General features: G+C 36.6%; 13 protein-coding genes and 1 riboswitch. Of the genes, 2 read left to right on the top strand and 11 right to left on the bottom strand.

The genetic code is table 11. The annotated features are described in order from the left end of the window. Positions 1–42: 42 nt before the first annotated feature. The 4 genes from AC2CGN_RS22635 to AC2CGN_RS22650 all read right to left on the bottom strand — a co-directional run bounded on the left by AC2CGN_RS22635 (position 43) and on the right by AC2CGN_RS22650 (position 10,988). Positions 43–2,802: an InlB B-repeat-containing protein gene (locus AC2CGN_RS22635; RefSeq protein ID WP_484516382.1), complete on the bottom strand. Its 2,760-nt coding sequence runs from the start codon at positions 2,800–2,802 to the stop codon at positions 43–45. A 138-nt stretch (positions 2,803–2,940) separates the two neighbouring features. Continuing rightward, the gene (locus AC2CGN_RS22640; protein ID WP_484516384.1) at positions 2,941–5,649 is read right to left on the bottom strand and encodes an InlB B-repeat-containing protein; all 2,709 of its coding nucleotides are present in this window, start codon (positions 5,647–5,649) and stop codon (positions 2,941–2,943) included. 245 nt (positions 5,650–5,894) lie between these two features. After that, complete coding sequence (locus AC2CGN_RS22645; protein ID WP_484516386.1) at positions 5,895–8,414, bottom strand: winged helix-turn-helix domain-containing protein; 2,520 nt, start codon at positions 8,412–8,414, stop codon at positions 5,895–5,897. Between the two features lie 27 nt (positions 8,415–8,441). Continuing rightward, positions 8,442–10,988, bottom strand: coding sequence for a winged helix-turn-helix domain-containing protein (locus AC2CGN_RS22650; protein WP_484516387.1), 2,547 nt, complete (start codon positions 10,986–10,988; stop codon positions 8,442–8,444). 237 nt (positions 10,989–11,225) lie between these two features. Between AC2CGN_RS22650 and AC2CGN_RS22655 the strand changes: the two genes are divergently transcribed. Continuing rightward, positions 11,226–12,491 carry an Nramp family divalent metal transporter gene (locus AC2CGN_RS22655; RefSeq protein WP_054771539.1) on the top strand — a complete coding sequence of 422 codons (1,266 nt, stop codon included), beginning with the start codon at positions 11,226–11,228 and terminating at the stop codon, positions 12,489–12,491. Between the two features lie 73 nt (positions 12,492–12,564). Here the strand turns inward: AC2CGN_RS22655 and AC2CGN_RS22660 are convergent, their stop codons facing one another. From AC2CGN_RS22660 to AC2CGN_RS22680, 5 genes are all read right to left on the bottom strand, one after another. Beyond that, positions 12,565–13,254 carry an ABC transporter permease gene (locus AC2CGN_RS22660; protein ID WP_484516390.1) on the bottom strand — a complete coding sequence of 230 codons (690 nt, stop codon included), beginning with the start codon at positions 13,252–13,254 and terminating at the stop codon, positions 12,565–12,567. Further along, a complete protein-coding gene (locus tag AC2CGN_RS22665) occupies positions 13,247–14,170 on the bottom strand; it encodes an ABC transporter ATP-binding protein (protein ID WP_484516392.1) in 924 nt (307 codons plus the stop codon). The genes AC2CGN_RS22660 and AC2CGN_RS22665 overlap by 8 nt, the downstream gene beginning before the upstream one ends. Before the next feature lie 135 nt (positions 14,171–14,305). Next, positions 14,306–15,241, bottom strand: coding sequence for a sensor histidine kinase (locus AC2CGN_RS22670; RefSeq protein WP_484516394.1), 936 nt, complete (start codon positions 15,239–15,241; stop codon positions 14,306–14,308). A 4-nt stretch (positions 15,242–15,245) separates the two neighbouring features. Next, positions 15,246–15,938 (bottom strand): response regulator transcription factor, encoded by a 693-nt coding sequence (locus AC2CGN_RS22675; RefSeq protein ID WP_484516396.1) that lies wholly within the window; start codon positions 15,936–15,938, stop codon positions 15,246–15,248. A 389-nt stretch (positions 15,939–16,327) separates the two neighbouring features. Beyond that, positions 16,328–17,791 (bottom strand): amino acid permease, encoded by a 1,464-nt coding sequence (locus AC2CGN_RS22680; protein ID WP_484516398.1) that lies wholly within the window; start codon positions 17,789–17,791, stop codon positions 16,328–16,330. A gap of 83 nt (positions 17,792–17,874) precedes the next feature. Next, a riboswitch (Lysine riboswitch) is annotated at positions 17,875–18,051 on the bottom strand. A gap of 178 nt (positions 18,052–18,229) precedes the next feature. Here AC2CGN_RS22680 and AC2CGN_RS22685 point away from each other — a divergent pair. Further along, the gene (locus AC2CGN_RS22685) at positions 18,230–19,438 is read left to right on the top strand and encodes a CynX/NimT family MFS transporter (RefSeq protein ID WP_484516400.1); all 1,209 of its coding nucleotides are present in this window, start codon (positions 18,230–18,232) and stop codon (positions 19,436–19,438) included. 50 nt (positions 19,439–19,488) lie between these two features. Here the strand turns inward: AC2CGN_RS22685 and AC2CGN_RS22690 are convergent, their stop codons facing one another. After that, entirely contained in the window at positions 19,489–20,016 is a 528-nt protein-coding gene (locus AC2CGN_RS22690; protein ID WP_484516402.1) for a hypothetical protein, read from the bottom strand. A gap of 251 nt (positions 20,017–20,267) precedes the next feature. After that, positions 20,268–21,314: a nitric oxide synthase oxygenase gene (locus tag AC2CGN_RS22695; RefSeq protein WP_484516404.1), complete on the bottom strand. Its 1,047-nt coding sequence runs from the start codon at positions 21,312–21,314 to the stop codon at positions 20,268–20,270. Between the last annotated feature and the right edge of the window lie 418 nt (positions 21,315–21,732).

Consider the following 21,732-nt stretch of genomic DNA (forward strand, 5'->3'; position numbering starts at 1 on the left):
AACTTCCATCAATAGTTTAATTACCATCAATGGAAGTTTTCTTTATTTATAAAGAGCTCTATATAAGAATGCTGCAAACTGTGCACGTGTCACAGGATCTTCTGGTTTAAAGTAGCCATTATCTCCTAATGCAATACCGTTCGCTGCAAGAATTGCAATATAATCATATGCCCAATGCGTTGCTGGGACATCATGAAATGTCTCTTTTTCCGTTGACGTTAAATGAAATGCTAGCACCAATATTTTTGCCATCTGAGCGCGTGTCATATTGGCTGTAGGATTAAAGTTTCCATTCACTCCGTCAAATAGCCCTGCCTGTTGTACTCGCTGGATAACCTCAGCGTATGGATGAGTCGCAGAGATATCATTAAATGCCAACGCTTCTTTTTTCGGCTCTAGCTCCATTGCCCTTGCTAGCATCAGAGCAACGTGCTGACGCTGAACAGGAGCATTAGGCTTAAATGTGCCATCTGAATACCCTGTAATTACGCCTTCTTTAGCCATTGCCTGAATCATTGTCCATGCCCAGTGATCCCTAGGAACATCTGAGAAAGTGATGTCTTCTTCTGGTTGAGGTGTTGGCTTAGGTGGTTGTGGCTCAACCGGCTCTTCTGGCACAGAATCTGGTTTCTCAGGCTTGGGCTGCTCTGGAGTCGGTTTTTGTGTTGGTTCTTCTGGTGTTGGTGTTGGAATTGGAATTACACTTCCTCCACCACCCGATGAACCATTTACTAGCCATTTAGCATACAAAGTGATATTGGTAGTTACTTTATCTTTGTTAAAATTCCACGGTAAAGTAAAATTAGCATCCTTATACCAACCTGCAAATGTAAAGCCTGCTTTTATCGGATTCATTGGTTCAGTTGCTGTTGCATTGCCAGCAATACGTTGGGATGGAACTGCACTTCCACCATTCGTATCAAAGTCCACTGTATATTGTGATTGTTCTACTTCCCACTTTGCATACAAAGTCATATTCTCTACGACTTTATCTGTATCAAAGCTCCACGGCTTAGTCAGTGCTTTATCCTTATACCATCCCACAAATAGATATCCTGCTTTTGTCGGATTTATCGGCTTAGTTGCTGTTGCATTGCCAGCAATACGTTGGGACTGTACTGCACTTCCACCGTTTGTATCAAAATCTAGCGTATATTCCGACTGTGCTACTTCCCACTTCGCATACAAAGTTAGATCCTCCGACACTATATCTGTATCAAAGCTCCATGGCTTAGTCAGTGTTTCATCCTTATACCATCCCACAAATGTATAATCTGCTTTCGTCGGGGCTGTTGGCTCGCTCATTTGCTCATTATACATTACTGTAACAGGAGAAATAGCTGTTCCTCCATTTGTTTCAAAGAAAACAGTATATCCTATAGCTGTCCATTTTGCATATAATGTTAGATCCCTTGTTATCCGATCTGCTGCAAAATCCCATGGCGTATTAAATGTATCATCGACATACCATCCCACAAATGTATGGCCCACTTTTGTTGGGTCTGCTGGTTGAATAAGCTCCTTATCATACATTATTGTAACCGGGTCTATTGTTGTGCCACCATCTGTATTAAATGTCACGGTATATACATTGGGTGTCCATTTCGCATACAACGTAAGATCTGATTCCCCAATATCAATTATGCTATTTACTGCATAATCTACACCATCTCCATTAGCAGTGCTGTTCCAGCCATTAAATAAATAGCCAGTCTTCTCTAATGCACCTACATTATCCAGAACAGTTGCTTTTGAATTTCTTTGGTACATATTCGCATCCACTGGAATATTTCCTTGTACTGAGCCATTGTCATTATAGATTACCTTATAAGTAAGCAGCTCAAATAAATGATTGTATTGATTTGCATATGCTTGAGCCGTTGATGCATCATGACCATATATAGTTAAATCTACTGGATTAGCCTTAAAAGTGTCTTCTAAAAGAACGATAGAATCTGATAATACTCTTACTTTTATAAGCTGATTATCATTAAAAGCATTATCTTCAACAGTAATGACATTTTTAGGGATTTCCAAACTACTTAGCCTATTTTTACCAAATGCCCATCTACCAATATTCGTGACATTACTTGGTATTTCTACACTAGTGAGTTGATTATCATGAAATACACCCTCTGCTAAGTTTGTTATGCTTAATGGAATTGTCACATTCAAAAGTTGGTTCGTGGCAAATACATATGGTCCTATGCTTGTGACACTAGGTGGAATCTCTAAAGAGGTAAGCTGATTTTCCGAAAATGCCATTTCTCCTATAGTCTTTAAAGTTTGCGGTAGCTCTATGCTTGTTAACTGATTCCCTGTAAATGCGTAATCACTAATTATCTTAAGCGCATTTGGTAACTTTACAGTAGAAAGCTCATTGTCTAAAAATGCATATAGGCCAATTTCTGTCACATTATCCGGTATTTCTATATTGGTAAGCTTGTTCATATAGAATACACCTTCACCTATACTTGTGAGATTATTAGATAGTTCTACATATGTTAATTGATTCTCTGCAAATGCAAGATCCCCAATTTTTAGGACGCTGTCTGGTATAACAACCTGCGTAAGATTTTTTTCACCAAATGCTGCCATACCTATTTCAGTAACTATCTTTCCCCCTAGCTCATTAGGTATGATTATTGACGTATTCGTACCAATATAATCTTTAATCTTCACTGTCCCATCCTTATTATTTGTCCAGACATAATCTGCTTCATTCGCATGAGCAGATATGGGATTTACTATAAAAATAAAATAGATAACTGTGAAAAGTAATCCAACCTGCAGTCCTTTCATTTAAATCCTCCTTTTCATATAGCAAAAGATATATCTTCATGATAAAGAGTTACTTTTTTTAAAACTATTGAGCAATGTTAATAGTTTGCTAAACAAAGAAACTCATCAACGATTTAAGCCATGGAGGAGTTTTTAAATTTAATTATTTAAAGCTCGGTGTAAAAATACTGCAAACTCTGCTCGTGTTACAGGATTATTCGGTCTAAAGCTACCATTATCTCCTGTTGTAATACCATTGGCTGCTAGAATGGAAATATAATCATGTGCCCAATGTGTCATTGGTACATCATAAAATGTATCCCTTTCTATTGAAGTTGAAGTCAAATTCAAAGCCACTACTAATACTTTCGCCATTTGAGCACGAGTCATGTAAGCTTTTGGTCGAAAGTTTCCATCAATTCCCACAAACAGTCCTGCTTGTTGCACTTTACCGATTTCCTCAAAGTATAGATGACTTTCAGGAATATCGTTGAATACTTCCGCTTCTATCCTCTGTTCTAACTCCAGTGCACGTGTTAGCATTAGAGCAACGTGCTGGCGTTGAACAGGGGCATTAGGCTTGAATGTGCCATCTGGAAAGCCTGTAATAATGCCTCGATTTGCCATTGTCTGAATCATTGTCCTTGCCCAGTGATTCCTAGGAACATCAGAGAAAGTGATGTCTTCTTCAGGTTGAGATGTTGGCTTTAGTGGATGTGGCTCTACTGGTTTTACTGGCACAGGATTTGGTTTCTCAGGCTGGTGTTGCTCTGGGGTTGATGTTTGTGTTGGCTCTTCTGGTAATGGCTTCGGAGTTGGGTTTATAATTCCTCCACCGCCCGATGAACCGTTTATTATCCATTTAGCATACAAAGTGATATTAGACATTACTTTATCTGAGTTAAAATTCCACGGTATTGTAAAGTAAGCATCCTTATACCAGCCTGCAAATGTATAACCTGCTTTTGTCGGGTTTACTGGTTCCGTTGCTGTTGCATTGTCAGCAATATGCTGGGTTGGGACTGGACTTCCGCCATTTGTATCAAAATTCAGCGTATATGGCAATTGTGCTACTTCCCACCTTGCATACAAAGTTATATTCCCCGCCACTTTTTCTGTATCAAAGCTCCAAGGCAATGTCAGTGCCGCATCCTTATACCAACCCTCAAATGTATGACCTTCTTTTGTTGGATTTGCAGGTTTCTTCAGCAGCTTATCATACATTACTGTAACCGGAGAAATAGCTGTTCCACCATTTGTCTGAAAGACGATAGCATATTCATTCGCTTTCCATTTTCCATATAAGGCTATATTCTCTGTCACCTTATCTATCTCAAAAATCCATGGTGTATTGAATTCTGCATCCTTATACCAACCCTCAAATGTATGACCTTCTTTCATTGGGGCTGTTGGTTCGCTCATTTGCTCATTGTACATTACTGTAACAGGGGAAATGGCTGTTCCTCCATTTGAATGTAAGGTGACGATGTATGCATTTACCGTCCATTTCGCATACAAGCTTATATCCTCTGTTACCCTATCTGTTGCAAAACTCCATGGTGTATTGGATTCCTTTTCCTTATACCAGCCCACAAATGTATAGCCTACCCTAGTTGGGGTATCTGGTTCTTTCAGCTTCTCTTCATATTGTGCGCGAGTAATGAATGTTGCCCGATCTGTATGGTATTGGACATTATATATTCTCTTTGACCATTTTGCATATAAGATTATGTCCTCTGTCACTCTATCTATTTCAAAGTTCCATGGTGTTTTAAAATCTTCATCCTTATACCAACCTGCAAAAATATGCCCTTCTTTTGTTGGGTTTGGCGGTTTAGTTGCCGTCATATGGGAGGTAATCGTTTGGCTTGGAACTGGACTTCCACCATTAGCATCAAAGTCTAGCACATATTGTGATTGATCCGCTTCCCATTTAACATACAAGGTTATGTCCTCTGTCACTCTATCTGTCGCAAAGTTCCAAGGTGTTTTTAATTCTTTATCTTTAAACCATCCCGCAAATAGATAGCCTGAATTTACTGGTGTTACTGGTATTTCTGCTTTTTCTCCAGCCACTATTTTCTGTTCATCCATATTTGTGCCGTTATTTGTTTCAAATGAAAGTGTATACTGTACAACATTTCCCTTTGCATAAATTGTCAGAGGCTGTGTAATTAGATTTGTCCATTCTTTTTTTAATGCTACATCTTCATACCAGCCAGTAAAAGAGCTGCCTTGGTTAATAAATACATTTATTCCTAGAGATAATGGTTCATTAAAGCGAACCCACTGTAATCGATTAGAATGGAATGCCCAATCCCCTATATATACAACACTTGCTGGAACATTCACAGTCATTAACTGATTCGTGGAAAATGCCCAATCACCAATAATTATCACACTATCTGGGATAAACACATTTGTTAAATTATTTTCAAAAAATGCTTGATTTCCTATAGTGGTGATATTATTTGGTATATTAACATTGGTTAATCTATTGTTTTGAAATGCTCCATGCTCTATTCTTGTCACACTTTTAGGAATCGTTACACTCGTTAGCTTCTTATCATAAAATGCGAGCTCTCCTATTTCTGTAACTGGCTTCCCTTCAATTATGGTGGGAATATCGACATGTCCACCTTCTCCTAAATAGGCAACGATGGTCATTCCAGTGCCGTTTGGTTCTGCTTGGAATTCTTTTGTGTTAAAGACTGTTACATCATTTTTTCTTATGTCCATATCTTCGTCTTCATTAATATCCTGCCCGGCATCGTTTTCATGAAGCTCATTAGCATAAAAGGTTGGTAGTTGTCCCCATTGGAAAAGAAATAGTATGAATATGATAACGATGCTTGAGATTTTCTTCATTATTCCTCACTCCTCCTATAGCTTTTTAAATAATTTATTGTCGTTTGCGGATTTTAAAGGGTAAGAAGTATACAGCTCATTGTGAATTTGCACTGCCATATTACGAGCATGTTAACAGGCTTTTCTTGTAATGACATAACTCTTTCTTATCTTAAAGATAATAATTTACTTTTAGTATTGAGGAATGTTAATAGATTGCTAACCAAGAAAAAACCCGCTATCAAAAAGGATAGCGGATCGTTTTATTAAGGCTGTTTTAATAATAATGCCTGCGCTCTATTTTTAACGCCTAGCTTACTATAAATGGCTGAAAGATAGACACGTATGGTACCTTCAGATAAAAATAGTTGCTCTGCTATTTCTTTATTAGAGGCACCTGCTGAAAGTAGTGAAAATATTTCTTGTTCGCGCGCAGAAAGAATCTCTAATGCTGGTACTTGTTTATGTTTATGAGCACACTCTAGCAATTGATAAGCATAGTTAATGGAGACCTCATCCCATTCACCTTTAGAAGCTTTCTGTCGAACATCAACGTAATTTTCTAAGAGAGAACAAATATTGCACTCATCCAAAAAGGTTCGTGTATAGTTATATGGCTCAGCGAATTTTAAGGCTTGATGGAATGCCAACAGTGCCTCATCTGTTTGTCCTAGCTCTGCCAAGCATATAGCTAATAAAATGGTTGCTTCAATTCGAGTGGATAGCTGCCCTTGTTGTTCTGCCTGTAATTGCACCTGTATGATAAGTTGCTGTGCTTCTAGAAGGTGCCCCTTCATAAGTAAATAACGAGCTTTTACTAGTGAATAAAATGGAGAATCCATATCAGCATTTTCTTTGATCTTAGCTAGCTCCTGTTCTGCTTGGACAATATTATGATCACGTAAAAATAATAGTACCTTCATTACTCTTATTGCATTCATCCAATGACGTTCACTTACATTCTCCATTGCATGATCTAACACGGCCTGAGCCACTATAAACTGATTCTCTAAAGCAGCAACTTTACTTTTTAGAATGTACATCGGCACTAATAATCCTGCATCTCGGAATTGATGACCAGAACGTAAAGCCTCCTCTAATTCTGTTGGTAGCTCATCAAAGCGATTCCACTCATATAATTTTTCTGCGCGCATTCCATAGCTATAGCCAGTCATGCTTAAATTCTTAAATTCACCTGTTCTAAACCTTGCAAAAAAGGACATAGCCTGTTCATCTGAAAGCAGTTTTCCTTTGGAGCCAATATTCGTCCGAAACAGAATATGCTCTTTTTGATTGTATTGAATAAAAATAGCATCCCACTTTGATCCTACAGGTTTTCTCTCCAATCTTTGCCGAATGTATTCTGCCCCTTTTGCAAGATTGCCGTTTTTCATGACAAAAACATAGGCTTTCACACCTAAAAAGTCATCTACAGCAGACGCATATTCGGCTTTATCCATCCACTGATTTACCTCATGCTTTTGTTCTAGCTCAAATAATATATGAGATGCATCCTCTAGATTGTGTAATGCAGCAAGTGTATAGGCATACATGACCATCAATTCTGGATGTACCTCATAACCATTCGTCAATAAATTATTAATCCAATTTATATAAGATGTTGAATGCCCACAGGAAAGAAACATGACAATATGTTCATGAATCCATTGCTCAGCATAGGTAAATAACCCACCGCTTAACGCAAGCTCTATGGCCGATAAAAAATTCCTATTATGATATAAAGCAACAGCAGCTTTTTTATATAAATCCAAAATATCATTCTGAGAAAAACGATGATTCAATTCTTGACGTAATGTTTCTCTTAATAAATTATGATATCGATAAACCTGATCTTCCGTTTCAACTCTACTAATAAATAATCCTTGTTTCTCAAGCTCAAACAAAATTTGTTGAGCATTCGTTTGATTCGTTAGAACATTACATGTCTCAGGAGTTAGTTGTTCCAAAAGTGAAGTATACAGAAGAAATGTTTGGAGAGATGGAGTAAGTTTGGTAACAACCTCTTTCATTAAATATTGCGCTGCATTAGAATTACTTTCTCTAAATGGTTCGTCACCAACATTTTTAAATCTTGCTAAATTAGTTAATTGCAAACCTGTAGCCCAACCCTCTGTTACATTAAAAACTTTTTGTAGCTCCTTAGCATCCAATTGTATATTTACCTTTTTATAAAATTCCCTTGCTTCTTCATACGTAAAAAGTAAATCCTCTACACCAATTTCAAGTAAGTAATGATTTAACCTCCATCTTGCAACAGGTAATGAAATAGTCAATCTACTTGCCATGTAAATAAAGCACTGTTCAGGTAAGAAATCAATAAGACGAGTCATCATTTGATGAATAGCTGCATTGTAAATATGATGATAATCATCAATCATAATGTGAATTTGTTCAGTAGATAATGATATTTCATTTAATAGGGCGTCTACTAAATATTCAAGTGGTAGCTGTGGCTGAGCATGTAGTATGGTATTAATCCGAGCTGCTGCTTCTGGCTGTAAGGAATGGCCAATAGAATGAATTAAATATTTCCAATAGCGAATCGGATCATTATCTGTTTGGTCAACTGTATACCAAGCAACTGTTTTATCAAGTTGATGAAACCAGCTACTTAACAAGGTTGTTTTTCCATATCCTGCTGGCGCCTGTACTACGATTAACTTTGCAGCAGTCTGTTGAAAAATGGCTGTTAAACGATTTCGTGCAATAATTTGCTCGTTTATTTTTGGTACAGTTGTTTTTGAGGCTAATAAAATATTTGGCATCTTTTAACCTCCCTCCGCTTTACTGCTTTAATAGCCTAACCATTGTTTAGCCCAAAGAATTGCCTTCATACGTGATTTTACACCTATCTTTCCGTATATCTCTGTCAAATAGACACGAATGGTTCCCTCTGTAAGTTGTAGTTGCTGAGCAATCTCATAATTGGATGCACCTTCCGCGAGTAATTGTAAAACATCCTTTTCTCTAGATGTAAAGCTATCTAAAAATTCATCCACTAAATAGTTTTTTTGTAATAGTTTATTTACATAAGCTGATGGCACTGAATTAAATTTATGTCGTTTATTATGCCGACGTATACGCCAGTATTTATGAAGCAACGGTAATGCGTACTTTTCTTCCAAAAATGTACGACAATAACCATACAAAGCCCCCTGTTCAAGGGTATCATGTAAAACGGTTAAAGCAGACTCCTCTTTTTCTAGCTCAAAATGGCAAGTAGCTTCTAGTAAACCTGCTTCAATAAACGTAACAACTTGCTTTTCTTGAATTGCCCCCTCTTTCAACCGAATAGCAATTTGCAACGCTTCCTCTATTTGATTTTTAGCATAGAGTATTCTGCCCTGAACTAATAAATAAAATGGATTTTTAGATGCAATTCGATAATTGATAAAATCAGTGACCCTAAAAAACTCTTGCTGTGCATATGAAATATTCCCTTCCAATAAATAAGCCTGTGCTTTCATAATATGCAGTACACCAATCCAATAAGGCTTATCCGTCTCCTTCATTGCTTTAATCAGCAATAAATGTGCCTCTTCAAATTGTTTTCTAGTTAAACAAATACGAGCCTTTAAAAGATACATGGGTATAAATAATCCTGGATCTTGAAAACGCAACCCATATTGTAAGGCTGTTTCCAACTCCTTGCTTGCTCGAGCTAAATCATTTACTTCATACAATACCTCTGCCAATAGCCCGTAAGTAACCCCAGTAATATTTCGATCCTTTATTTCACTTTCACATAGCACATGAATAAGGGCATCTATCTTTTCAATAGGTAAAAATTTACCCTTTGAGCCTGCAATAGTACGCAAAATTCTTGGCTCAAATTGATTATATTTTAATGAAATATGATATAGGGATGATTTTTCCTTTCTTACATTTACTTGCGTTTGTAGACCTACTTTAGCTTTTTCAAGATCTCCGTCCTTCATATAGGTAACATAGGCATTAATAATCTCAAAGATTTTTGATACAGCAATAAACTTAAATCCATCCATCCATTTAGATGCATCTTGTTTAAAAAGCAGTTCCTCAATAATTTCATAAGCCTTCTCTATTTCATGCATAGAAAACAACGTAGTGATATATAGCACAAGCATGTTAATGTCTACTGAGTACTGTACATTTCTTAAGATCTGTATCCATTGTCCAAATGATAATGTATGTCCTTCAGCAAATATTTCCACCAAATATTTTTGAATCCACTCGTGCGCTAGCTCATATAGTTCTCCATTTAGAGCAAGCTCAATTGCAGCTACATAATCTCCTCTATCGCATAAATTTGTGGCTGCTTCGCAATAAATAGAATTAATCATCTCGGATGAATACTGCCTTTTAAGCTCATCCTGTAATGCATACCTAAATAAAGTATGGTAACGATATACAGGAGGATGTATCTGTATACATTCAATAAACAAACCCTTTTGATTTAAATCCACAAGGGTAGCTAAACTATCTACTTTATTTGTTATAGTTACGCAAACATCCGGCTCTAAATGATTTAATATGGACGTTCGAATTAGAAAATCCTGTGTTGATGAGGGCAATGAACTAAGAATCTCTTGCATGAAAAATTCATGGATATATGGACCAGCTTTCAATAATATTTCTTTGCTGTTTAGATTATTTACATTTCCTGTTGATATTTTGATAAGCTGAATGCCTGCTACCCAGCCTTCAGTTATCTTTAACAAAGGCTTTAATGCTCCAACCTGCTCAACATTCGAAAAAGAATTGAAGTAGAAATATTGCAACTCCTCTAAATCAAAACATAATTGACCGATTCCTACTTCTAGCATCCACCCTTTAACACGCCAATTTGCTAGTGGTAGTTCTAAATTAGTTCGAGTCGTGATATATATTCGTACATTGGCTGGTAAATACTCGATTAATCGGATGAAAATCTGATGAATTTGAGGATGTTGGATGACTTGAAAATTATCAAATACAATATGAATTTTTTCTTTATATGTATCCAGTTCATTTAACAGTATATCTACTATAGTCTCAAAGGAGGGTATTTCATCAAGTAAATTGCTTAATTTTTGTTCTAAATCATTTAATGTACTTACAGATAAGGTATGTATTAAATATTTAAAAAATCGTCTAGGCTCATTATCATTTCGATCAATCGTGAACCATGCCACAGATTCATCAATATGCCTCAACCACTGACATAGAAGAGTTGTCTTTCCATATCCTGCTGGTGCTTGAATAATGGTTAATTTCTTCATTCGGTTGTTAGCGAGAATCGTAAACAATTTCTTTCTCTCAATAGCATTTGGTACTGTACGTGGGATTGTTACCTTAGAATTTACCCATACCATGTCCATCCCTTTACCCTCCCTTCTCCTTATTCTTTAGTTCGATATATTATTGAATTTTCCTGCCAGTTATTTTTTCCATTTATTTACTTCGTTATCACTTCCTTTAAATAGCGCATACTTATATTATAAAAGTTGAGGCAAACCACTTCACATTTTTTAAGCCTAGCGTTAGAATACTAATATCTTATTTTCCTATAGGAAACTTTATTTCGTTTATGATATTTTTTGAAACGAGGGAACAATATGGTTTACAAACAAGTCACTAAATCGTCTGCCGAGGCGGTTTTAGATGGAGATATAAAAGGTTGGCGACGCTTTTTACCGTTTCTTGGACCTGCTTTTATTGCAGCCGTCGCCTATATTGATCCTGGCAATTTTGCCACTAATATTACAGCTGGCTCTCAATATGGTTACTTACTGCTTTGGGTGATTGCCTTCTCTAATTTAATGGCTGTGTTAATTCAATCCTTATCTGCAAAGCTTGGGATTGCAACTGGGAAAAATCTACCCGAGGTGGCGCGTGAGCATTTTTCTAAAAAAACATCTATTTTTTTATGGATACAAGCAGAATTAGTCATCATTGCGACTGACCTTGCCGAATTTATCGGTGCAGCATTAGGTCTTTATTTGCTATTTAATATTCCTATGCTCCCAGCAGCATTAATTACAGCAGTTGGTTCATTTGCTATCTTAGAACTTCAAAGAAGAGGATTTAGAGCCTTTGAGGCAGGTATTTCTGGCATGGTTTTAATCGTCGTATTGGCATTTGCCTTCCAGACATTTTTAGCACAGCCAGACTGGGGCGAGGTAACACTCGGCATGTTCACGCCACATTTTGATGGGGTAGACTCCTTAATACTAGCTACAGGTATTTTAGGAGCAACTGTTATGCCTCATGCTATTTACTTACATTCTTCATTAACACAAAGTCGTATTATTGGTCGTAATGAAAATGAAAAAAGACGCATTTTCCGCTTTGAATTTATCGATATTATCATCGCCATGATTATTGCTGGAGCGATCAATATGAGTATGCTCATTATTGCCGCAGCAGTATTTCACACACAAGGCGTGATAGTGGAAGATTTAGATGTAGCTTACAATGGATTAAAGGATGCTCTCGGTCCAATGGCGGCTGTATCCTTTGGTCTTGGATTACTTATTGCAGGGCTAGCCAGTTCCTCTGTAGGGACATTAGCGGGTGATGTAGTCATGCAAGGATTCATTCGTAGAAAGATACCACTTTATTTACGTAGGGCAATTACCATGTTACCTCCGCTAGTCATCATTGCCTCTGGTGTCAATGCAACCTATGCTCTGGTTCTTAGTCAGGTTGTTCTATCCTTTGGTATTGCATTCGCTCTTGTCCCTCTTGTTATGTTTACAAGTAAACGGGACATCATGGGGAGCCTTGTCAACCATCGTATAACAACCATTTTAGGTTGGTTTGTAGTTGTCATTGTCGTTGTTTTAAATATTTATTTATTATGGGAAACGATATTTGGTTAAATAAAAGCCAGACACAATAATCTTTGTGTCTGGCTTTTACATTATGGGTGGCACTAGACTTTCAAAGCAATTCTTAAATATCCATCTTCTCAATTTTTCGAAATGATGCATAGGCCACGCTTATTCCGATAATTGCTAAAGCAATTGGTATAAAAATAATATCATTTAAAGAGAAGTTCCCTGTATTGGATGATACAACTGATACAATGAAAATCGATGAGATAATGGTTACAGGAATAGAGTATTTTCTCATTCCAAAATACAATGGGATTAATGCGATGCAGGATGCTGCAATGGCATTCATTATAACAATAGGGATTTGTTGAATGATTACAGAAATTGTTAATGTATCTGAAAATAAATGAAGATTACTAATAATGGTACAAAAAACTGCTGATACAAAAACGTTTGATACGATTATTGCACTAAAGGTAAAAAGAACAATAATAGCCAATTTTGAAGCCATTAATTTCTTTCTATTTATTGGGTACATAAATGCTAAAGTGATTGTTTTGTATTTAAATTCGCTAATAATAAGTTTGGCGATTAATGCACTTGCAAAGATAATAAATACAGCCCTTACAGCAGAATCTATTAGACTAAGAACAGTCTGATAATTTTCAAAGACAGCATCTCCTTCTATTTTTGCGATGAATAAAAGCATAAACATAATAGCTAATATCACAAAATTTGCGAAGATAGCACGTTTTATATAGGAACCTATATGAAATTTTTTCATCTCTAGACGCATTAAGTTAAGCATTAACTACACCCCCATTGATTAACTTTAAGAAATAATCCTCTAATGAGCTTGATTTTTTACTAATCCCCTCGATTTCAATATCATGTTCAATTAATGTTTTAGATAGTACCTTTTGTGAAGCTGTCGATTCATATATACGAATACAATTGACATCTATTAGTTTGAAATTAGTAATATTTAATGTACTTTCTAAAATTAGGGCTGCCTTTTTCCCATCATTCACAATCACTTCTATATAATCTACCTGACTACGATTCACAGCTTCCATTGAAACTTCCGTGATCAATCTTCCATTCTTAATAACGCCAATCGTATCAGCTAATTGTTCAATTTCCCCTAAAATGTGGCTAGAAACAATGAGTGTTATACCATACTCTTTACAAAGCATTTTGAATAACTCTCGTATTTCTTTAATACCCACAGGATCTAGTCCATTAATCGGCTCATCTAAAATAAGCAATTCTGGCTTCGTAATAATAGCTCTTGCAATGCCTAATCGTTGTTTCATTCCTAAAGAAAAGTCTTTAACACGCTTCTCCTCTGTATTTGTTAATTTCACTAAATCGAGAACATGGCTAATTCCTTTCTTATCATAATAGCCCATGTATTCGCAGTGTAATTCTAGAGTTTCTTTTGCTGTCAAATCTTCATAGAAAATTGGATATTCAATAATCGTGCCCAACCTTTTAAGCACTTCGTATGATTGGTCCGTTAATTTTTGACCAAAGACTTCAATATCCCCACTTGTTGGCTTTGTTAGGTTCGTTAGCATTTTCATCACCGTCGTTTTTCCGGCTCCATTGGGACCTAAGAAACCATAAATCTCTCCCTTCTTCACATGCATATTGACAGCAGAAACCACTTCTTTTCCGTCAAACACTTTCGTAAGTTGATTTGTTTTCACAATATATGTCATGTCAATCTCTCCCTCAAATGTAGCTAAATTTATTATAAAAAATGAAGCTCTCTAATTTATTAATTGATTCTTACAAATTTCTTAAGTACAGAAGAAAGGCCTGTAAAGCATTTAAAGCTCTACAAGCCTTCTGTTTTAGTACACCATTCTTTTTAACGTTATTGTAAAAATAGTCTTTTCATATGGAATACTGGAGAGCTGAATAGAGCCATCCATTAGTTCTACAAGTCGTTTGGTGATCGTTAAGCCAAGACCGCTACCTTGGAAGGATTTATTTCTGGAATCCTCAAGCGTATACATTCTTTCAAAGACATTATCTATATGATATTCATCTATTCCCTTGCCTCGATCCCAAACATCAATATAAATGCTTGTATCATCATTTCTTACGGACAGTCCAATTACATTGCCACCTGCCCCATAGGCAATTGCATTTGACAATAAATTGTTCAAAGCCCTATCTAATGCCTCTTCATTACCTAGCGCATATATTGATGTCTCTGGTATTACAATCTCTATCTCTAACCCCATAGATGTAACCATATCGTAAAATGATAAAATATTTTTCCGGCAAATTTCACTTATATTGATTTTTGTCATTGGATAATTGGTATCTCCAGCCTCCAACTTCGCTAGGTCAAAAAATGTATGGATGATTTTTAATACTTCCAATGTTTTCGAATGGACGCCAGTTAATAACCGCTGCCGCTCTTCCGCACTAATCGAGTGATTAAGCTGTAGTATTTCAGTATAGCCTAGGACAACCGTTAATGGTGTTTTAAGATCATGCGAAATATTTGCCAGCATCTTTTTCATAGAGCTTTCCATTTTCCGATGTGTTGCCAGCACTTTTTGATTGTGATCTAGCAATGCATTCAACACAATAAGAAGCTGCTGGATTTCTTGATTAGCTGTCGGTACTAAGATTTTTTCACTTGTTTCTTCGTTAATGATTGCTTGCAGTTTTCTATGCACGTACTGAATAGTAACGCTCTGTTGTTTTTTTGCTTTAACTTGAAACATAATAATTCCTATGAGTAACACTATAAGTAATAATAGAAATATAACCATCTGTTTATCCTTCAAACTTATAGCCAATTCCCCAAAGCGTTTTAATATATTGAGGGTTGGACGGATCATCTTCCATTTTTTCGCGCAATCTTCTTATATGTACATTAATAATATTTTCATCTCCATAGTAATTGTCATTCCAAATCAATTGATAAATTTGCTGTTTTGTAAAAACGCGATTACGATTTGTCACGAATAATTTTAAGATGGCAAATTCCTTTGAAGTGAGCTTTACTTGTTGTCCGCTCTTCTCTACTGAAAAATTAATAAGGTCGATTGATAGGTTATCTATCTCTATTAAATCTTTCTTCTCCTCTATTTGATTGGCGTATTTAGTTGCCCTTCTAATGGCAGCTTTGACACGTGCTGAAAATTCCAGCATTGAAAATGGCTTTGCAATATAATCATCTGCGCCTAATCCTAGCCCTAAGGCTTTATCTACATCGCTATCCTTCGCTGACATAATGATAATCGGTAGTGATGCCTGCTCTCGTATTATCTTTAAAACTTCTAATCCATTTAGTTTCGGTATCATAATATCTAAAATCACTAAATCAAAGGGTTTATTTAAACAATTTTGTAATGCCTCTTCTCCATGCACTGCAGAAGTAACAAGGAATCCCTCCATCGTTAAATAACTATGCACCATTTCCCTAATGGCTTCATCATCTTCTACTAGTAAAATACGCTTTTGCACTTTCATATACCTCACTTTTAAAATCTATTTATTTTATTATTGACCTAGCTATACCGTGAGCTTCCAAGTTTAATCTATAGTACTGTTACTACTATCAATTATGCCTCGGCATAATTGAGTCCGGAATCGGCTTTGTGCTTAGGCCTGCATGAAGCAGGTCAGTTAGCCGTTATCACATGGATGCGATGATTTTAGGCTAACATCCTTTATGTACTCCTTTCCGATTCCGTGACACCCGCTGAAAGAAGTTAAAAAACACGAAATCAAGGTGAAATCGATTATATATAATTTACCATATAATATTTTTTTCGTTTCATTCGATATTTACAAAATAATAAAAAAGCTGTTCTATAAGCCATTGATGATGGCTTATAGAACAGCTCAATAATTTAATCCTCCACTCTTAAATCACATTCTTTCAGCGGAAGCATTTTTGTTTTATATTTGATTTTGTATCCAAACCATAGCAGTAAAAACAGTGGGATACCAATATAAGAAACGAGAATGCCATACCAGTCAATTTTGTCTCCCATAAAAGCTGAATAGTTTTGTCCAATGACAACAATCATACAAACCGTAAAGGCGAAAAGCGGGCCAAATGGGTATAGCTTTGCTTTATATGGTAGCATTTGTGGATCTAAGCCTTGCGCTTCGAAAGCTCGGCGGAATCGATAATGACTAAATGCTATACCAAGCCAAGCAATGAAGCCAGACATTCCTGAGGCATTTAAAAGCCAAATATATACTACTCCATCACCAAAGAATGATGCTAAAAATGCAAGGCACCCTACAGCTAATGTCACCATTAATGCATAGATTGGAATACCGCGACGGCTTAATTTTGTGAAAAATTTTGGTGCATGTCCATCCACAGCTAATTGCCATAGCATACGAGATGAGGCATAAAGCCCTGAATTTCCTGCTGATAGCATGGCCGTTAAAATAATAGCATTCATTAAGGAAGCAGCAAAGGCAATGCCTAAGCGATCAAATACTAGTGTAAATGGCGATACAGCAATATCTTCTGATAATAAACGCTCATCTGTGAATGGAATCAACATCCCAATCGCACCAATCGCTAAAATATAAAATAAAAGAATACGCCAGAACACAGATTTTACAGCTTTCGGAATACTTTTTCCAGGATCATCCGTTTCACCAGCTGTAATCCCAAGAAGCTCTGTTCCTTGAAATGAAAATCCCGCTGCAAGAAAAATACCGAATGTAGCAAGGAAACCACCATGAAACGGTCCGTCACTAATAAAGAAATTTGTAAAGCCCACAGGTGCCTGTCCACCTAAAATACCAAAAATCATTAATATGCTGATAATAATGAACACAATCACAGTTGCCACCTTAATCATAGCAAACCAATATTCACTTTCCCCATAGCTTTTTACAGATAATAAATTAAAGGTTAAAACAACAGCAATAAATAATACTGTCCAAATTGCAGATGAACTATCTGGGAACCAATATTTCATAATTAATGATACAGCTGCGATTTCTGCCGCAATTGTGATTGCCCAGTTATACCAATAGTTCCAGCCCAGTGCAAAACCTAAAGCTGGATCTACAAATTTCGTAGCATACGTACTAAACGAGCCTGAGGATGGCATATAGGCTGCCATCTCACCTAGGCTTGTCATTAAAAAGTACACCATTATACCAATTAGGGCATAGGCTAATAATGCACTGCCAGGACCTGCCTGTGCAATGGCACCACCACTGGCTAAAAAAAGCCCCGTGCCAATTGTACCGCCTAAAGAAATCATTGTAATATGACGGCTTTTCAATTCTTTTTTCAGCTTTGGCGCTTTATGACCGAGCTGATTCACTTTTATCTCACTCACGATATAGCTTCCTTCCTAATATAAGAGGCAAAAAAATACCATCACATGAACACTGTGATGGCTAAGTTAATCCTCAGTTTTTTCTAAATGATAGCACAACACGTTGTTCAAACGTGACAGTTCTGTTCCTTTCGGAGACAGCCCCAGCATGAGGCTTTCAAGTCCCCTCACACTTCGGCAGTATTTCCTTTCAGCTAATCTCATCAATGCTTGTCATTTCCATTAGCATACTCCTAAATACCGCGACCTCTACCTCAATACTAACATGAGGCATATAAATATTAAATTTATGATGTGTACTAGTTTAACATAAGACATTTTACATTTCAATACAATAAGTAAAGTTCTGTATTTTATGAATATTCTACTATTTTTAATATTGTGATAAAGTAGTATAGTGATTTAATTATAATTGAATGCAAACAGGGGGGATTTATTTTGACAACAAATGAAGATTCAACTAGTTATCCTAGCAGGAAAATTAGCTGGAGGGGAGCTACCTTATTATTAGTCATTGGCGTTATTTGTATTGCCTCGACATTACGAATGCCATTAACAGTTGTGGGACCTATTATTTCTTTTATACGAGAAGATTTAGGTATATCAAATGTATTAGCTGGATTTCTAACCACTATTCCTCTTCTCGCTTTTGCCATTATATCGCCTTTTGCACCAGTTGTTGCACGTAAATTGGGACTTGAGCTAACACTATTTTTATCCACTATCCTTTTAGCATTAGGTATTGTATTACGCTCTTTGGGAACAACAAGTCTACTTGTGTTTGGAACTATGCTAATTGGAGTTGCTATTGCATTTGGAAATGTACTTATTCCGGGATTACTCAAGTTAAAATTTCCTTATCATGTAGGCTTACTTATGGCATTTTTTACAATGTCCATGAATTTAACAGCAGGACTCGGTGCTGGGATTAGCTACCCTATCGCCCAATCATCTCTAGGTTGGCAAGGAGCACTGGCTATTGCACTTATTCTAGTTGTGTTAACTATTTTAATTTGGATTCCACAATTAAAGTTTAATAAACCCGAGCCCACTGTAAAGAAAACGAAAGAACGTTCACCTTTATGGAAATCCCCAGTTACCTGGGCAGTAACAGGTGCTATGGGATTACAATCATTGTTATTTTATACAACTGCAGCATGGATTCCTGAAATTTACATATCACAAGGGTTAGCTGCTGATCGTGCAGGTTGGATGTTCTCCATCATGCAATTTTCGCAAGTTCCAATGGCTTTAGCTGTGCCAATCATTGCTAGTAAAATGACGTCTCAGCGACCTCTTGTCTTAATGTTTACAGGGTTTTACTTAATAGGCTTTGTTGGCGTTGTCATGGAGTGGACTAGCCTTGGGGTACTTTGGATGATTCTATTAGGCCTAGCAGGTGGGGCTTCCTTTGCCTTAGCCATGATGTTCTTCACACTCCGCACTCGTACAGCCTTTGAAGCTGCTGATTTATCAGGCTTTGCGCAATCATTAGGCTATTTATTTGCTGCAATTGGTCCTATTCTTTTTGGCTACTTGCATGATTTATTTGGTGGCTGGAATATTGCTGGCTGGCTCTTTGTCGTTGTAGCGGTAATACTCTTTTTATGTTCATTTAGAGCCTCTAAAGATGAATATGTCTATTAAATTAAAGCAGATGGGAAAACCAGTCTTGTTCTCCATCTGCTTATACTTTTTTATTGATCATGCTGTTTTAATATGGTTATCAGTTCATCAAGATCTTTTGCTGCTTCTTTGTTATGAGCATTTATAGCAGTAAAAATTGGAAGAGCCTCTTGTAAGAGTAAATGACTAAAATAATAATAGCCCCAAAAAGCCTGCTGCTCATAGCCCTTTGGCGTTGCTTCCCCCCATCCCAGTTCATCATCCTCCTCATCTTCTATCCATAAATATTTGGCATCTAATAGCTCCTGCATTGTTTGAACCGTATGTACTGGGTCTAAATAATCCTCAGTAATCACTTGCGCCACAGCTAAATAAAGCTCTATTTCTTGTAATGAAACGTCTTCCATGTTTTTGTTGGCAAGCTTTTTTAAAAGGATAAGTAAAACCCATGGTGTCACCTGCCATAATGTGCCTTGATGCTCAATTAATTCAGCAAGTTTTTGATATTGCTCCTGTTCAATCAGCTGAGGGATAGCTGTTCCTCTACCGTAAGGTGTCGTCAATTGTTGCCATGGGATATTCGGGATATGCTGGTTCAAAATTTGGATTGCTCCTCTCCTAAAAAACAAGATAGCTTAAGTGTAAATGGGATTATTGCGATTGTATATAGGTACTAAGAGAGGCAACCTAGAACAGTATTTTATTGATAAACATGCATCATTGCTGATACTTCTGACTGCATGAATAATATAGGTAACTAAAGGAGGCGATAATTGTGGATAGTGGAATTAATGGAGATCTCCGTAAAACCCTTCAGGAGCTGTTGGAATATTTAACAGCTCCTTTACAGTTAATAGCATGGCTTTTGATAAAAATAATTTGGTGTATGATAAATATTTATATAAGGTTTATGAAATATATGAGTCGTTGCAGGCGAAAGCGGCGGTATTAACCATGTCCAGTTGCCTGTCAGTTCTCGCCCTACCGATTCCTCTGCTTCTTCAAACAGTTTAAACTGTTGTGCTGCTGTATGATGATCCACAATGCTCACTCCATCTTCTTTAAAAGAATGAAGGACAGCAATATTGAGCTCCACTAATGCACGGTCTCGCCAAAGAGAGGCTTGTTTACTCGTATCAAGATTAAATATCTCTGCAATAGCTGGTAGCATATTATAGCGATCATGATCTGCTAAATTACGTGCACCGATTTCTGTCCCCATGTACCAGCCGTTAAACGGGGCTGCTTGAAAATCAATACCCGCCATTTGAAAACGCATGCTTGAAATAATAGGTACGGCATACCATTTCAACTGTAATTTCTCCACACCCACTACCTCGGGATGACGAATTGGTACCTCTAAAATATTTTCTGTTGGAATTGTAAACAGCTGTGGAGCACGCCCATCTACCTGTACGACAAGTGGTAACACGTCAAATGGTGTTCGCTGACCTTTCCAGCCTAATGATTCACATACTTTTGTAAACGCAATGGAACTTGAATCACCAATAACACCTGCTTCCGTTTCATAGCCTGCATAACGAATTAACTGATGATTCCATATACGTACTCGATCTGAAGCAAACACGGTTATGGTTGGACGAATTTTCCCACTATTTGTTGCATAGTCAATATGCTCTAGTAGCTTTTGAAAAATGTGCTGTTCCTCTAAAACATCACGTGCATCTACTACATGTAATGACTGCCAGAACAGGCGACCAATACATTTGTTGCTATTACGCCATGCAACCCGTGCACCAAAAATTAGTTCGTCTGTTGTTGGACTGTATTCTCCTGCACTTCTAATCTGTTGTAATCTATTTTCTAACCAAAATTCAGATTCATTTTGCTCCGCCTGATATAGATTTAAGAACTGTTGTATCTCCTGTATATTCATGTCGATTCCTCCACCTACCCTCATATTAGAGGAACAAAACAGGAAGCACCACGAAAATATCTTTAGAAAAAACATACATATTGCATATATGAAATAGTTTGTTCAAATTTAATGATGGCTTTCATGTAATTTTATAGAATATCAAAAACTATATGTATCAAACATACCGAAAGGAATAATTCAATTTTTATAAACAATAATGGTAGCCATTTTTATTTAAAATATAACGAGAAACAATAGTGACATTCCTCCCAACACTACCTCCAATCATTGAGCGATCCATTTAAGCTTTTCATAGTCTGAAATAATTCACTACATATAATCATTAAAAATAGAGACAATATCACTAGCGTCGCATTAAAATAATTCAACATACTTCAAAAAAACTGAATTTTCTGCAATATTATCCATACATAAA

The sequence above is a fragment of the Lysinibacillus sp. DFXJR4 genome, assembly GCF_057196045.1.